The organism is Sphingobacterium sp. UBA865 (genome assembly GCF_002295765.1).
Lineage (GTDB): Bacteria > Bacteroidota > Bacteroidia > Sphingobacteriales > Sphingobacteriaceae > Sphingobacterium > Sphingobacterium multivorum.
Window position 1 is genome coordinate 270618 of record NZ_DBGB01000031.1, and the last position, 16492, is coordinate 287109.

The following is a 16492-nucleotide window of genomic DNA, read 5'->3' on the forward strand; positions in this document are numbered from 1 at the left end:
TTTACAGCTGTTTTTTCAAATGTTTTGCTTCAAATTCTTCGGTTAACTGAATGATTTTTTGACACAATACCGCCATTTCAGCTGTCTGTTTTTCCAATTTGAAAAGGAATGCAGCCGCTTTTTTCTCGGAAAAATGTTTGTAGAGTTGCTTTACAATCTGGTTATAATTGACACCAACGGAACGAAACTGGCTATGAAACGAGGTTAATCGCATATAAAAATCAACCGTTCCTTTATCAATTTTAACCGATTTCATTTCCTTATTAAACAGAAGAGAAATGATAAACTTTGCTTTATTGGGCATTGCCGATGCTTCAAAAAGCGATAAAAGTTTGGCGTTTTCCTCGTCTGTAAGACGGAAAACGTGGCGGTGGATGCTTGGGTCGGTTTTCGGTGTACGTCCGCCCTTTTTCTGTGTTTTGTTACTGTTCTCGTTCATCACTAATCCAATTTTAATTCACACAAAACCTCGACTTCGGAGAGTGTTTTTTAGCTCCCAGCAGGGCAAGTTGTTTTGAGGCACTAACTCGGTTTCGAGTGCCTCAAAACACAACTTGCCGTGTTCCGGTGAACACAAAAATCCGCCCTGTGGGACGGATTGAATGTAACAGGGAAAAACGGCTTGTTGCCGTTACCGTTACCTCGCAAGATGTCAAAAGACTTTTGCATAAATCCGTTAATAAAAATCACAATACAAAGTAAAGCCCTGTTCCCGATAGCGTTGCACTGTGCCACAGTGCCAAACAGTGCCTCTGACCGCTAAACAATGCCACAGGCATACAATCGAATGAAATTGATTGGTTCTTTGCCTTTGAATGATGGCAGGAAGACAGGCAGCCCGTGCTTCAGGAAGAGCAGACGGCACACATTCAGGAACGCAGGCAATCCTGCCTGCCTGATTGCAGGAATGCAAGAAAGCAAGATTGCACGACTGACGGAAAGCGTGAACGCTTGCTATCCAACTATCCGGCTCGCCTGAATGATTGGTTGATTGACGGAATGAAAGAATGACGGCAAGCCTGCCTGATAAGCTACCGGAATGATTGCAAGACTGCTGTACTGCAAGGAAGCAGGCAATCAGGTAAGAACGCAGGCAACCCTGATAGCTATCCTGAAAGAACGCAGGAAATCAGAACGGCTTGCCGGAACGCCTGCAAGCCTGAAAACAGGAATTTGAAAACTTTAAATTTTAAAAATATGGACACAAAAAAGAAACCTCTGTTTATCGCTTTTTCTTCACAAAAAGGCGGTGTTGGAAAAAGCACATTTACCACGCTTGTGGCAAGTACGATGCACTATCGGTTGGGCTACAACGTAGCCGTATTTGATGCGGATTTTCCACAACATAGCCTGATGAAAATGAAAACCCGTGATTTGGCAATGGTAATGGAAAATGAGGCTTTGAAAAAACTGGCATATAAGCAATTTACCACCATCAACAAGAAAGCCTATCCCATTACACAGCATAAAGCAGATAGCGTACTGGATGCTGCACACGAATTTGTAACGGCTTCCGCCGTTCCGATCGACGTGGTGTTTTTTGACCTGCCTGGAACTGTGAACACGCCCGGCATTCTGAAAGCACTCGCAGGAATGCACCATATTTTTACGCCTATTACCGCAGACCGTGTGGTAATGGAAAGTACGCTCATCTTTACCCAGCTTTTACAGGATGTGATTATGAAAAAGGGCGAAACTTCCATACAGACCATTAACCTGTTTTGGAACCAGGTGGATGGCAGGGAAAGCACGCCATTATATGACGTGTACAACCAGCTTATAGCTCAACTGGGGTTAAGCCTGATGCAAAGCCAAGTGAAGAACAGTACCCGTTTTCGAAAAGAAAGTGAAGCGGATAGCAAAGCGGTTTTCCGTTCTACTGTAATGCCTCCCGATGAACGCTTGATGAAAGCCTGCCAATTGGATTTGTTCATCAATGAATTTTTAAAAATCGTTCAATTATAGCCTTATGGAAAAAGATAATAAAAGGAAAGCCACGCCGGACATCAACGAAGAGTTGATGATGAACCTGATGGTAGACGGCATTAAAAAAGACGGCATACAGCTTCCTCCCGAACCATCTGAAGAACCGAAAAAGGAAACTGTAAAAGAAGAAGCAAAACAGGAAGAATTACTTCGAAGCAAGCCAGTACAAAGGGAACGGAACCGCACCAAGAAAAACCTTGACGGCAGTTACGGTGAACATTTTTTGAGAAACCATTCAATGACAAAACGAGGGGATAAAAGCATCTATATCAGGCAGGAATACCACGAAAGGTTATCTCGCATTGTTCAGGTCATTGGCAAGGACGAGATACCGCTCTACGCCTACCTTGACAATATACTGGAACATCATTTTGAAATGTTTGAAAAAGCAATCACAGATGATTTCAATGAAAAGTTTAAACCCATTTTTTAAAGCATTTGATTATGGAAATAGTAATTGTGATATGTCTGCTGATAGTCATTGTACTGCTGTTACAGGATAAGATTGTCATTCATAAAAGGTCGCAAAAAAAGCCGATGCAGGAGAAAATCAATCCGAACCTGCCCGATATTATGGGTCAGCCGAAGCCAGCAAGAAGCCTTTCAGTGCCAAACACTGCCAATGAAAGCCAAATAGCTGAACAGGAGATAAACCCTGATAATTTAGACATAGAATACGACGAAAATGAAAGCGTTGGCATTCAAATTCCGCAGGAAGAACTGGACGAAGTTTTCAGCAATATGCCTGATTTGGAAGATGAGGAAGAAGAATGGAACAGGTACGGAATATCCGGTGGCGATGACAGTCTTGCCCAAGGGGTTACCTACGACGAACTAAGCTCTGTAGGGGCATTGCTCCAAAAAGAAAATTTGGAACAATCTCAAAAGGAAACAGCGGTAGCCATAGTTCAAAGATTACAAGGAACTGAATTATTCAGCCTACTGGAAAATTCCATAGACGGTGCATCCAGAAAAATTGCCGAGCTTTTGGATAGCACACTTTCGGCTGAAACGGACAACAGTTCTTCCACCTTGCGGAAAAGTGATTTGAGTGATTTTGATATTGGGGAGTTTGTGTAAAATCATTATTCATGTTAATCAGATAATACAAGCAAGAATACTGAGGTGTTCTTGCTTTTTTTGGTTTCATTAAATAGTGTTAAAATATGTTTAACGAAAAATAAATCGCTAAAAATTTTGACGATAAAAAAATCGTTCTTATCTTTGACAAAATTTTTATCGTTAACTATGGATGATCAGGATATATATTTAAGAAATAACACAGGGAGTAAATCAAAGTCTGCTATCATTGATGGGTTTGTAGTTCGAACAAATGAGTTTGATCATATAAGAAATGCATTGTTGAAAGCAGATAGTGATGGTAAATCCTTAAATAATATAATTATAGGACAACGTGGAGCTGGAAAAACGACCTTAATGCATAGGTTGAATTACTCTATTCTGGACGAAAAGCAATTATCAGAAATATATTTACCTATAATGTTCTCAGAGGAACAATACAACTTATCCGATCTAACAAATCTCTGGGAAGCTGTAGCAATTGTTATTGAGGATAATTATTATAAAGAAAAACTATCTGATTCAATTGATAAAATTATTGATAATGAAGAAGACTATGAACATGCATCATTTAAGTTCTTGCAGAGTTTTTTAAAGTCAAAAAACAAAACAGCGATTCTTTTTATCGAGAATCTGAATTTTTTTCTCAAGAAGCTCCAAGAAGATGAGAAAAAAAAGCTTAAAGCAATTTTAACATCGAAATCCAATTTTAGGATAATAGGCTCTTCTACTTCATATAATGATGGAACAATTGATTTTGGAGATCCATTTTACAAGTTTTTCCATCCTATACAGTTGGATGGTTTAACACAAGAGGAGTGTGAAAAGCTTTTGATTAGAATTGGTCAGCAGTACGGAGAAGAAGATCAGATTAGGGTAATTATAGAGAACTATCCTGGAAGGGTTGAAGCATTGCGAAGATTAACCGGAGGTGTACCAAGAACAATCTCTTATCTTTTTCAGATTTTTTTGGATAATGAAAATGGTAAAGCAATCAAAGATCTTTATCTTTTGATAGACACATTAACATTATTATACAAATCAGAATTAGATCAACTTTCAACTCAACAACAGAAAGTAATTGATGCTATAGCTAGGAAATGGGATGCAATTTCTGTTAAAGAAATCGCAAAGCGCACTAGACTGGAAAGTAAGAATATATCATCAATACTATCATATTTAGAGAAAAATCAGTTGATTGAGAAAGTGCCTACTTCTACAAAGAATCATTTGTATAGAATAAAGGAACGCTTTATGAATATTTGGTACTTAATGAGGTTTGGTAGAAAACATGATAAGGAAAATGTGGTATGGTTAGTTCGATTTTTTGATGCTTGGTGTGATGAAAGTGAGCTAACCAAGAGACTTAAAAATCATATTAGCAATCTTAAAGATGGTAAATATGATGCTGTTGCTGCGATCGATATGGGCAACACATTTTTGTCTTGCGAAAACATTCCAGACAATTTAAAAGAAGAATTGATCAGTACTACTAATTCGGTCTTACCTGACAAAATATTGAAAAGAGCTAAAACTGCTGAAACTGCCGTATTGGATGATATTAAGAAGTTATTAAAAGAGGAACGTTTTGATGAAGCTGTTGGTAGACTCGAGGATGTGGACAATAAAGATGTTGATTATTTTATGTTAGCAACATCTGTTTATTTAATGCAAGGAAACCATGAAAAAGCCTTAGAAGCAGCAAAATCAGCATGGAATTTAGATGATCAAAACACATATACATCTATCTCTTTAGGAATCATTTATGATATGCACTTAAATGATCCTGATACAGCTATCGAATTCTATGAGAAGTCACTATCGTTGCCGCATCCTCACCCTTATGCTGCTAATAGGTTAGGTAGTATTTATAAAAAGAAAAAGGTTTATGACTCAGCAATAAAATATCATAAACAAGCTGTTGCAAAGAATTTTAAACAGTCATTGATTTCTTTAGGAAACATCTACTTAGATCTTAATGATTTTGAAATGGCAGAAAAATATTTGAGAGATGCGGTAGAAGCCAAATTAGATAAATCTAATACTGCCCTAGCCAAATTATTCTCTAAAATGAAAAAGAAAAAGGATGCAGAATCTGCTCTGGTGAAGGCTGTTGAAGAAAATGAGGAAGATAGTAACATAAATTTGGGAAGATTTTATATGCTGAAAAGCAGACCAAGTTTCAAAAAAGCGGAGGAACAATTTAAGTTAGCAATTGACAAGGGTGAAATTGATGGATATAGTCAATTAGCAAGGTTGTATATCAATCAGAAACAAACCGATAAAGCAATCACTGTTTTAGAACATGGCATTTCAAATAATGATGCAGAATCAGCTCATCAGTTAGCTCATCTTTTTAACAGAAAAGGAATGTTTGAGAAGTCAGATGAAATGTTTGAGAAAGCAATAGAATTAGGCGATATTTCAGTAATAGGTTGCTGGGTGCAGAGCATGTATAGGTCTAAACGAACAGACAAGAAGACCTTTTCAAAAGATTTACTTGAAAAGTACAAACCGGACAATACAAATAGTCGCTTTGAATTACTTTACGCTAAAATACTTTTATGGAATGGCAACTTGACGAAGGCAATAGAGATTGTAAAAGAGCAAGCTATTATTTTACATAATAGCAGCGATGACGATGACAGTTATTCTCACCGAAGTTTTTCAGAACTTGTAGAGTTTTTTCTGTTACTGATTGCCAAAAAAGAATACGATGTGGCTTTAGATATGTTTAGTGATAACAATATGGATCTTAAGACCATGTTGAAGCCAATATATTACCTAATGATGAATGAACTTAAAGAAGATTATCCAATGGAATATCTTAAAGCAGGTAAAGAACTTACAGATACTATTAATGATTTAAAAAAGGAGGTGGAATATTTGAGAAAAAAATAGAACGAAAACGCAAACAAAAATATTAGAGAAATTCAAGGATAGTTTAAGAAATGCGACAACTTAAACTATGCCTATGGTTTCTTTCAAAGATCCATTTAGGGAAATGAATAAATGATACTGTTATTTAGAACACCACAAAAATAGACAAACTTGTCATTTGTGCAAATATAATTGTCATTTTCTTTTCTTAACAATGGTCGATTATCATTCAGCTTTACTAATATTTCTGCTGGGACTGTCTTTTTCAGGTAATTGGATAGGCGTATTAATTATAATTATTAACTAAAAAAAAGAAAATTAAATGGCGAACGCTACTATTAAGTATTACCCAGTTGGTAACGGAGATACATCTCTAATTACTCTGGAAGACAAAACAACCATATTGGTTGATTGTAACATCAGGAATTGTGACAATGACGAGACCTACGACGTAAAAAAGGATTTATTGCAAAGCGTGCAGTATGGCAATGGTATACCATACGTTGATGTATTTATCTTAACTCATGGTGACCAAGATCATTGTCGAGGATTTAAAAAGCACTTTTATCAGGGGGCTCCAGAAAAATATTCGGAAGCTGATAAAAAAGAAGGTCTTATCAGAGTCGATACAATGTGGTTCTCACCAATGATTGCCGAGGAGCATACAAATGATGATGAAGATGCGTATCAACAGGAAGCAGAACGTCGATTGGCACTTCATCGTAACAAAGATCCGAAAAAAGACAATCCTGGTAACAGAATTAAAATTATCGGTTATGATGGAAGTAAAGATTATAAAGACTTAGATCATTTAAGAGCTAAGCCGGGAGATACTGTCAATCGTTTTAATGACCGAAACCAAGTATTGTTTTCCATATTCATACACGCTCCATTCAAAGAACACCTTGAAGCATTGGGAGATGATAAAAAGAATTCAACAAGTATTGTGTTTCAAGCTAGATTCAAAAACACCCCTTATCAGCAAGACTTCTCTACTCTTGCAATGTTTGGTGGTGACTCTGATCATACTTCATGGTGTATCATTTTGGAAAAAACTAAGAAATACAAAAATGAACATGCTTTGAAATGGGATTTATTTCTTTCCCCGCATCATTGCTCATGGTCATTTTTTAATGATAGGCCTCAGGAAGAAAACCCTGATCCCAAAAAGACTTCATTAGAAGTGTTGGATTACAAGAGGAATAATGCGAAAGTCATTGCGTCAAGTAAAAAAATCTTAAATGATGAAGACAATCCACCGCATTATGAGGCTAAACGAGAATATGTCAAGAAGGTAACGGAAGGGAATTTTCTTAATACAACTACTTACAATGTGGTTAATAAGATTCCTCAACCAATCATCTTTGAGGTTACTTCACAGGGAATTGTAAAACCTAAACAGACCGAAGGTGCAGCTAAAGTTGCAGGAGGGGCTGGTTTAGGTATTGTAAACACCCCTTCAAAATACGGAAATGGAAAAGTTTAGTGATAGCTTACCAACATTTATCAATGATATAGAGAATCCTGAAATTCAGGATTCTCTTAAATCATTGTGTCAAATTCAAGGCAATCGAGTGAAGGTTTTGGATTGGGGAAATGGTAGAATCGCTATTCCAATTGAGATCAATATTGACCTACCCAGTTTGGGCAATTTTGAAGATTTAGACATTAGAGAAAAAGAACCTGTCATTTTAGTGTTTGATATAGTTAATTATCCAGTTTCTGCCCCCAGAGTTTATACTGACAGATTGGATTTTCCTAAAAATAACCTTGCCCATCTATATGTAGCAGTCAATAATCGCCCTCCAGCATTTTGTTATGTAAGAGGAAATGCAGATGAGTGGTATGCAAATAAAAGGATTGAAGACCTTGTAATACGCATAAGCAACTGGCTTAGAGACGCTGCTACAGGTGAATTAACTGAAAATGGTGAACAGTACGAACCATTGAGATTGGAAGGGTACACAGGAAGTATAATTTATGATTATGATACCATTCTGACTGTTATAACAAATAAGGCGGCTGTTGAATTTGGTGATAAATTTTCAATTGTCTTGTTTGAACGCCCAAGTAGTAAGGGGAGATATACATATAAATTTGTTAAGCTCATTACTGATAAGAATGCACTTACCACCATTAAGGAAGTAGATGAGGAACGTAAAAAAGATAAAGAAGATGTTACAAGAAAGAGATATTATTTCGGATATATACTATGGAGTGGAGAAGATGTAGTAAAACCAGAATATGAAATAAATATTCCAAGATCATGGGAAGAATTCAAATTGTTTTGTGAGTATTACAATATTAAGCATCAAGAATTTGAAAAGTTCATTACTACCTATAATAAAATAAATGAGTACATCTATTTTCCTGTAATAATTGGAATACGTAGACCTAGTCAACTGATTGGTTATTCATCGAATATTGAATTTATAAATCTACGTTTTAATGTAACTTCTGCCGACATTAAAGGCGAAAGAATTGTTAATAACATATCTATAGATATTCTATCTCACAATCAACCTCTAACACAAAAATTAGCTTGTCATATATCAGGTTGGGATATAGCTTTAGAAAGTGAAAGACACGTTGTTTTTGGATGTGGTGCTATCGGTTCTAAGATAATTATGCACTTGGTAAGATCTGGACAAACAAACTTGACTTTGATTGATCCAGATTATATTTCTCCGCACAATTTAGTTAGACATACCTTGTTTGGAGAAGATGAAGGGCAAAGTAAAGCAGAAGCATTGGCAGAAAAAATAAAGAAAATCTATCCTTATGAACAAACAAATGTTATACATGGTCCATCCTTTAAAGATGGACTAATAAACAAGAAAGAAACTTTCGAAAAATATAGTTGGATATTAGACTTTACAGCATCCGAAGCGTTCTTTAATAAATTAGCTACGCTAAAAAGTTTAGATACAAATAAGGTTGCCAGTGCAAGTATTTCAGATTTTGGAAATTTAGGGATAATGTATAAAGAGGGAGAGTCAAGAAATCCAAGATTAGATGACCTACAGGTATATTTATACAGTCTGTCAGAGAGTAATAAAAACATTCAAGACTGGTTGGAAAGGGAACAAAAAACAGCTCAATCAAGTAGTTTAATTGTTCAAGTTGGTGTTGGCTGTAATTCCGAAACCACAGTTTTATCAGATGATAAAATATCATCTCACGCATCATACTTTTCAGGAATTCTTAAGAGAGAAATGACTAAATCAACCAAGGATGGTAAAATATATTTAAACAATATTATAGATACAGAAGATTACATGATTGAAACAGAAGTGTTGAATATAAAGCCATTTGATACATTTCATGCTGTTAACAATCCAAATTGGGAAATTCGATTTAAACCTGGTATTATGGAGCACTTGATTGAAGAGCTTACACTCGCAGGAAAAAATGAAACCGGAGGTGTTTTTGTGGGTGTTTGTAATTATAAAACAAAAACTGTTCATATTACAGGTTCAATCAAATCTCCTTTAGATAGTAAAGGTAGTTCAACACAGTTTATAAGGGGAAATGATGGATTGTCGGGAGAGATTTCAGCGATAGAAAAGAGTTCAGGTGGCCAAATTGGTTATGTAGGTGAATGGCATACTCATCCTGAAGGCCCTGATTTGCTCAGTAGACAGGATATGATAAGCGTTAAGAAACATAAAGAGGAATGTAGTAATCTTCAACCGCCATTGCCTGTATTTTTAGCCATTATTACTCCAACCGGTATATTTCCTTATATATTTTAAATTGAAGATAATATGGAAAAAGCAGTGAACTTAAAGGCTAAGAATACTCCACAATTGTGGATCCTACTGTCAGCAAATATTTTAATTATATTTGGTATAATCTTCCCACAGTATTTTAGAGAAATAGCAAATGAATTTGATATCGTCTTAATTGTAAAGGGGCTTGGAGCATCTATCGCTCCATTGCTACTGTTTTTATTGAATGGTTTATTATCAAGTAATCAAAAAGCTATACTGGTTTTTTGGAAGCTGAAAAATCCCTTGCCGGGCTCAATAGCGTTTTCAAAACTAATTAAAGAAGATACTAGAATAGATAAAAAAAAATTGAAAGAGATTCACGGGAATTTACCTAAAAATCCGCAAGATCAAAATAGATTATGGTATAAAATTTACCAGAAAAACTCTTTAGATATTGTGATTTCCGAAAGTCACAGGGCTTTCTTATTAGCTAGAGATTCTGCTTCATTGTCCTTTCTATTTATAATCTTTATAGGAATTCCTGCTCTTGTTATTGTAACTTGGCCAATTAATATATATTATTTTTCTTTCCTACTCGTTCAATATATTGTTGTAGTTATAGGAGCACAAAATAGAGGACGAAGATTTGTTACTAATGTTTTGGCAATAGAAAGTAAATAGTTATAGTCGTAATTTTTGTATTCTAAAGCATCAAGCCTAATCGCTTGATGCTTTTGTTTTTATCAGAAACAGCCACTAACAGCCAAACAATTCCTCTGACTGCCACTTTACGGTAACGCCTCTTTTTCCATAAGACATTTGTCCCTGAAGCTCGCAAGGTGCGGGATAAACAGTAACAAATTAATGTGTTTCAATTATGGAAAAACAAAGAAAAAAAGTTTTGCTGACAGCCGTGGTTATGCTGTCAGGAATTGGTGCATTCGCACAGGGAAACGGCTCGGCAGGCATCAACGAGGCTACCCAAATGGTAACCTCTTATTTCGACCCCGCAACCCAATTAATTTACGCTATCGGTGCAGTCGTGGGATTAATCGGTGGCGTTAAGGTGTACAATAAATTCAGTTCGGGCGACCCTGACACATCGAAAACTGCGGCTTCGTGGTTTGGTGCGTGTATCTTCTTGATTGTCGCCGCTACTATCCTGCGCTCATTCTTCCTTTAATCCCTTGCCTTATGAATTACAATATCAACAAAGGCATCGGCAGGACGGTGGAATTTAAAGGGCTGAAAGCACAATACCTGTTCATTTTCGCAGGTGGGCTGCTCGGTACGCTTATCCTCGTGATGATACTGTATATGGCAGGCGTAAACTCTTACATCTGCCTGTTCCTCGGAGCAGGCGGTGCTTCGCTCATTATATGGCAGACCTTTTCGCTGAACAGGAAATACGGCGAACACGGGCTGATGAAAATTGCAGCTAATAAACGGCATCCCCGCTACATCATCTGCCGAAAGCCTGTACACCGCTATCTGAAATTCACTCCTAAACAGAATGCCGTATGAGAAATGTATCTAAAACAACAACGCTGGAAAACAAATTTCCTTTATTGGCAGTAGAGAACAACTGCATTCTGTCCAAAGATGCGGACATTACCGCCTGTTTTGAAGTGCGTTTGCCGGAACTGTTCACGGTAGCTTCTGTGGAATATGAAGCCATACACTCCGCCTGGCACAAGGCTATCAAAACCTTGCCTGATTTTACGGTCATTCACAAACAGGATTGGTACATCAAGGAAAGCTATGCGCCCGATCTGTCAATAGAAGACCAAAGTTTTTTATCGAAGTCTTACCAATGCCATTTTAACGAGCGACCGTTCCTGAACCATTATTGCTACCTGTTTCTAACAAAGACAACAAAGGAAAGAATGCGGATGCAAAGCAACTTCAGTTCGCTTTGCAAAGGTTCGCTGATACCAAAGGAAATCAGGAATAAGGAAACGATACACCGCTTTATGGAAGCGGTAGCCCAGTTTGAGCGCATCGTGAATGATAGCGGTTTTGTAAGCCTGAAACGTCTGAACGAAGATGAAATTATCGGAACCGAAGACACACAGGGATTACTGGAGCAATACCTCACGCTATCGAGGGGAGCCGGAACGCCGATGCAGGACATCGCACTCGGAAACGAAGAGGTGCGCATCGGCAACAAAAGGTTAAGCCTGCACACCCTTTCCGATACGGACGACCTGCCCGGAACGGTATCGGCAGATACCCGTTTTGAAAAGCTATCTACTGACCGTAGCGACTGCCGTTTATCATTCGCTGCGCCTGTGGGCTTGTTGTTAAGCTGCAACCACATCTACAACCAGTATTTGTTTTTGGATAACAGCGAAGACAACCTGCAAAAGTTTGAGAAGTCTGCAAGGAATATGCACTCACTGGCAAGGTACAGCCGTGCCAACCAGATCAACAAAGAGTGGATAGAAAAGTACCTGAACGAAGCCCACAGCTTCGGGCTGTCTTCCATCCGTGCGCACTTCAACATTATGGCGTGGTCGGAAGACCCTGCGGAACTCAAACAGTTAAAGAACGATTGCGGTAGCGCCTTGGCACTGATGGAATGTAAACCCCGCCACAATACGACAGACGTAGCCACATTATATTGGGCAGGAATGCCCGGCAATGCAGGCGACTTCCCCAGTGAGGAAAGTTTTTACACGTTCATCGATCCTGCGCTGTGTTTCTTTACCGAAGAAACCAACTACCACAATTCGTCCTCGCCGTTCGGTATCAAGATGGCTGACAGGCTTACAGGAAAACCTATCCATTTGGATATTTCCGACCTGCCTATGAAAAGGGGTGTCATCACGAACCGGAACAAGTTCATACTTGGTCCATCGGGAAGTGGTAAATCGTTCTTCACGAACCATATGGTACGGCAGTATTACGAACAGGGCGCACACGTACTGTTGGTAGATACGGGCAACTCTTATCAGGGTTTATGCGAACTCATCAAAGGAAAGACCAAAGGCGAAGACGGTGTTTACTTCACTTACACCGAAGATAACCCGATCGCCTTTAACCCTTTTTATACCGATGATGGCGTGTTCGACATTGAGAAGCGGGAAAATATCAAGACTTTGATACTGACCTTATGGAAACGTGACGATGAGCCTCCAACCCGTTCGGAAGAAGTTGCCCTTTCCAATGCAGTAAGTGGTTATATCGAACGTATAAAAACGGACAATGTGTACCCGTCATTCAACGGTTTCTATAAGTATGTAAAAGGCGACTACCGCAAGGTACTGGAAGAAAAACAGGTAAGGGAAAAAGACTTTGACATTGCCAATTTCCTGAACGTACTCGAACCCTATTACAAAGGCGGCGAATACGATTACCTGCTGAACTCCGATAAGCAGTTAGACCTGCTTTCCAAACGCTTTATCGTGTTTGAAATTGATGCGATTAAAGACCACAAAATCCTCTTTCCCATAGTCACGATTATCATTATGGAGGTGTTCATCAACAAGATGCGCCGATTGAAAGGTATCCGCAAACTCATCCTGATTGAAGAGGCTTGGAAAGCAATTGCAAAAGAGGGAATGGCAGAATACATCAAGTATTTGTTTAAAACCGTGCGTAAGTTTTTCGGAGAAGCGATAGTAGTAACGCAAGAGGTCGATGATATTATCCAGTCGCCCATTGTAAAAGAAAGTATCATCAATAACTCCGACTGTAAAATCCTCTTAGACCAACGCAAGTATATGAACAAGTTTGATGATATACAGGCAATGTTGGGGCTTACCGACAAAGAAAAAGGGCAGGTACTTTCCATCAATATGAACAACGATGCAAGCCGCCTTTATAAAGAGGTTTGGATTGGCTTAGGTGGTACGCACTCGGCAGTCTATGCCACCGAAGTTAGTTTGGAGGAATACCTCGCCTACACCACAGAGGAAACCGAAAAAATGGAAGTGATGCAGCTTGCTGCGGAACTCGACGGTAACGTAGAACTCGCCATTAAGCATATCGCAATGCAAAGGCGGGACAATTCAAATCAATAGTCATTAACAATTTAAAATTTCAAGAACAATGAAATCGAAGATTCACGAACACAAAAATCAAATAAAGATGAATGTGAGTAAAAAAGTATTGTATCTGGTGTGTACGGCACTGATGCTCGCCGTAGCACCGTCAGCAAAAGCCCAGTGGGTTGTAACCGACCCTGCTAATTTGGCTTCAGGAATTATCAACTCTGCGAACGAAATCATACAGACTTCTTCGACCGTGAGCAATGTGATAAAGAACTTTAACGAAGTGAAGAAAGTGTACGACCAGGGTAAGGAATATTACGACAAGTTGAAAGCCATTAACAATTTGGTGAAAGATGCCCGTAAAGTGCAGCAAACGGTATTGTTGGTAGGCGATGTGTCCGAAATGTACGTGCAGAATTTTGGTAAGATGATGAACGATCCAAATTTTACCCCACAGGAATTGGTCGCTATCGGCAACGGTTATTCGGCACTGCTCAATGAAAGTACCGAACTGCTGAAAGAATTGAAGCAGATTGTAACCTCTACAAGCCTTTCGTTGAACGACAAAGAGCGTATGGACATTATTGACCGTGTGTACAAAGAGGTAAAGGAGTACCACAGCCTGGTGCGCTACTATACTAACAAGAACATTTCTGTAAGCTACCTGAGAGCGAAAAAGAAAAACGATGCCAAAAGAGTGCTTGAACTCTACGGAACTGCTAACCAAAAATACTGGTAAACTATGGAATGGGATAATCTTCACGAACTCCTGCGGTCGCTTTATGATGATATGATGCCGCTTGCAGGCGATATGGCTGCAGTAGCTAAGGGTTTGGCGGGATTGGGAGCATTGTTCTATGTGGCATTAAAGGTTTGGCAGGCTTTAAGCCGTGCCGAACCTATTGATGTGTTCCCTTTGCTGCGTCCGTTCGCTTTGGGGCTTTGCATAATGTTCTTTCCAACCATCGTATTGGGAACCATCAATGCAGTATTGAGTCCGGTAGTTACGGGAACCCACCAAATACTCGAAGACCAGGTGCTTGATCTTAATCAGCTCCAACAACAGAAAGACCAATTGGAATATGAAGCAATGGTCAGAAATCCCGAAACAGCCTATATGGTATCAGACGAAGAGTTTGATAAGAAGCTGGACGAATTGGGATGGTCGCCATCAGACGTAGGCACAATGGCGGGTATGTATATGGACAGGCAGGCTTACAAGATAGAGAAAGCCATAAAGGATTGGTTTCGCAATCTACTGGAAATACTCTTTCAGGCGGCAGCATTGGTCATTGATACCATACGGACGTTTTTCCTAATAGTCCTTTCCATACTCGGACCAATAGCTTTTGCTATTTCCGTGTGGGACGGATTTCAGTCCACGCTCACCCAGTGGATCACGAGGTATGTCAGCGTATATCTCTGGCTTCCTGTTTCCGATTTGTTCAGCTCGATGCTGGCAAGAATACAATCCCTCATACTGGAAAGAGATATAGCAACGCTTGCCGACCCGACCTATATACCTGATACGAGCAATACGGTGTACATCATATTTATGATTATCGGCATCATCGGATACTTCACAATACCGACAGTGACAGGTTGGGTAATCCAAGCCGGAGGCGCAGGAAACTTTACCCGCAACGTAAACCAAGCTGCAATGAAAACAGGAAATATCGCTGGAGCAGGTGCAGGTTCAACAGTTGGAAACATCGGCGGTAAACTGATGAATAAATAAACAATTAATCATTCTAAAAATGGAATTTAAAACGCTAAGAAATATCGAAAACAGCTTTAGGCAAATAAGATTATATGCCATTGTGTTTGCGGTTCTCTGCATTGGCGTGGTAGGATATGCCGTATGGCAGTCCTACCGCTTTGCAGAAGAACAACGCCAAAAAATCTATGTATTGGATAACGGCAAATCTTTGATGCTCGCCTTATCGCAAGATGCAAGTATCAACCGACCTGTGGAAGCAAGGGAACACGTCAGACGTTTTCACGAGCTTTTCTTTACGCTTGCTCCCGATAAAAATGCTATCGAAAGCAATATGAGCAGAGCGTTCAACCTTGCCGACAAAAGTGCTTTCGACTATTACAAGGACTTGTCGGAAAAGGGTTATTACAGTCGTATCATATCAGGAAACGTACAGCAACGCATTGAAGTCGATAGTGTCGTCTGCAATTTCGATACCTATCCGTATGCAGTACGCACCTACTCCAAACAATTCATCATCCGTTCGAGCAATGTAACCAGGCGTAACCTGATTACTTCCTGCTATCTCGTGAACTCTGTTCGTTCCGACAACAATCCGCAGGGCTTCAACATTGAAAAGTTTGCAGTGGTTGAAAACAGGGACATAGAAGTTATCGAACGCTAAAAAAACAATCTTATGGAAGCATTATCAGATTTAAACACGTTCGCAAAAATCCTTACCGACAAAGGATATAACGGCTATTTCCATACGCAAGGTGCGTATGCCGGAAAGTTGAAAGACAGCATCAGCGATTACCTCGAAAGCTGCCAAAAAGGTGCAGATACTTTGCCTAAACAAGATTTGTTGCTGACAGGCTACCTGCAATGGTCGGGTGATGACAAACCACGTGTACAATGCAGTATGTGGGTAAAATACCTGAACGGCAAATTTTCTCTCAACAGAATAGAGGTTGCAAGAAAAGACCAATTTGGGCAATTGCTCAAAAAGTCGGAATTGGCAAACCTGTCTGTAATATCCGCACCCAAAGCGGTGGAAGCGGTGGCATTGGTCAAAGATGCACCGAAACAAAAGGCGGTTAAAAGCCCTAAGCGTTTCAAGCTATAACATCAGAAATAGTAAG

Annotated in this window: 15 protein-coding genes; 14 read left to right on the forward strand and 1 reads right to left on the reverse strand. The window is 39.1% G+C overall.

Going from position 1 to position 16492, the window contains the following annotated elements; translation table 11 throughout:
• Position 1 precedes the first annotated feature (1 nt).
• Positions 2-439, reverse strand: a complete 438-nt coding sequence (gene mobA / locus B2O97_RS17120; protein ID WP_045752158.1) for a conjugal transfer protein MobA — start codon at positions 437-439, stop codon at positions 2-4.
• 758 nt (positions 440-1197) lie between these two features.
• On the opposite strand from mobA, the gene B2O97_RS17125 reads away from it, so the two are divergent.
• The 14 genes from B2O97_RS17125 (at position 1198) to B2O97_RS17190 (ending at position 16476) form a co-directional block, all read left to right on the forward strand.
• Positions 1198-1965, forward strand: coding sequence for a ParA family protein (locus B2O97_RS17125; protein WP_286767745.1), 768 nt, complete (start codon positions 1198-1200; stop codon positions 1963-1965).
• Positions 1966-1969: 4 nt separating this feature from the next.
• A complete protein-coding gene (locus B2O97_RS17130; RefSeq protein ID WP_286767746.1) occupies positions 1970-2419 on the forward strand; it encodes a DUF3408 domain-containing protein in 450 nt (149 codons plus the stop codon).
• 11 nt (positions 2420-2430) lie between these two features.
• On the forward strand, positions 2431-3066 hold the full coding sequence (locus B2O97_RS17135) for a conjugal transfer protein TraD (protein WP_286767747.1): 636 nt from the start codon (positions 2431-2433) through the stop codon (positions 3064-3066).
• Between the two features lie 168 nt (positions 3067-3234).
• Complete coding sequence (locus tag B2O97_RS17140) at positions 3235-5967, forward strand: tetratricopeptide repeat protein (RefSeq protein ID WP_286767748.1); 2733 nt, start codon at positions 3235-3237, stop codon at positions 5965-5967.
• Positions 5968-6268: 301 nt separating this feature from the next.
• The gene (locus B2O97_RS17145) at positions 6269-7432 is read left to right on the forward strand and encodes a cobyric acid synthase CobQ (protein WP_115000124.1); all 1164 of its coding nucleotides are present in this window, start codon (positions 6269-6271) and stop codon (positions 7430-7432) included.
• Positions 7419-9701: a ThiF family adenylyltransferase gene (locus B2O97_RS17150; protein ID WP_286767749.1), complete on the forward strand. Its 2283-nt coding sequence runs from the start codon at positions 7419-7421 to the stop codon at positions 9699-9701. Before B2O97_RS17145 ends, B2O97_RS17150 begins: the two co-directional genes overlap by 14 nt.
• A gap of 12 nt (positions 9702-9713) precedes the next feature.
• The gene (locus tag B2O97_RS17155; protein WP_286767750.1) at positions 9714-10340 is read left to right on the forward strand and encodes a hypothetical protein; all 627 of its coding nucleotides are present in this window, start codon (positions 9714-9716) and stop codon (positions 10338-10340) included.
• Positions 10341-10536: 196 nt separating this feature from the next.
• A complete protein-coding gene (locus B2O97_RS17160) occupies positions 10537-10842 on the forward strand; it encodes a DUF4134 domain-containing protein (protein WP_286767751.1) in 306 nt (101 codons plus the stop codon).
• A gap of 11 nt (positions 10843-10853) precedes the next feature.
• Entirely contained in the window at positions 10854-11183 is a 330-nt protein-coding gene (locus B2O97_RS17165) for a DUF4133 domain-containing protein (RefSeq protein ID WP_084019010.1), read from the forward strand.
• Positions 11180-13684 (forward strand): TraG family conjugative transposon ATPase, encoded by a 2505-nt coding sequence (locus B2O97_RS17170; protein ID WP_286767752.1) that lies wholly within the window; start codon positions 11180-11182, stop codon positions 13682-13684. The genes B2O97_RS17165 and B2O97_RS17170 overlap by 4 nt, the downstream gene beginning before the upstream one ends.
• A 67-nt stretch (positions 13685-13751) precedes the next feature.
• A complete protein-coding gene (locus B2O97_RS17175; RefSeq protein WP_286767804.1) occupies positions 13752-14393 on the forward strand; it encodes a DUF4141 domain-containing protein in 642 nt (213 codons plus the stop codon).
• Between the two features lie 3 nt (positions 14394-14396).
• Positions 14397-15392 (forward strand): conjugative transposon protein TraJ, encoded by a 996-nt coding sequence (traJ, locus tag B2O97_RS17180; RefSeq protein WP_286767753.1) that lies wholly within the window; start codon positions 14397-14399, stop codon positions 15390-15392.
• Between the two features lie 19 nt (positions 15393-15411).
• Entirely contained in the window at positions 15412-16035 is a 624-nt protein-coding gene (traK, locus tag B2O97_RS17185) for a conjugative transposon protein TraK (protein WP_132776729.1), read from the forward strand.
• A 12-nt stretch (positions 16036-16047) separates the two neighbouring features.
• Positions 16048-16476 carry a hypothetical protein gene (locus B2O97_RS17190; protein WP_132776728.1) on the forward strand — a complete coding sequence of 143 codons (429 nt, stop codon included), beginning with the start codon at positions 16048-16050 and terminating at the stop codon, positions 16474-16476.
• Positions 16477-16492: the final 16 nt, after the last annotated feature.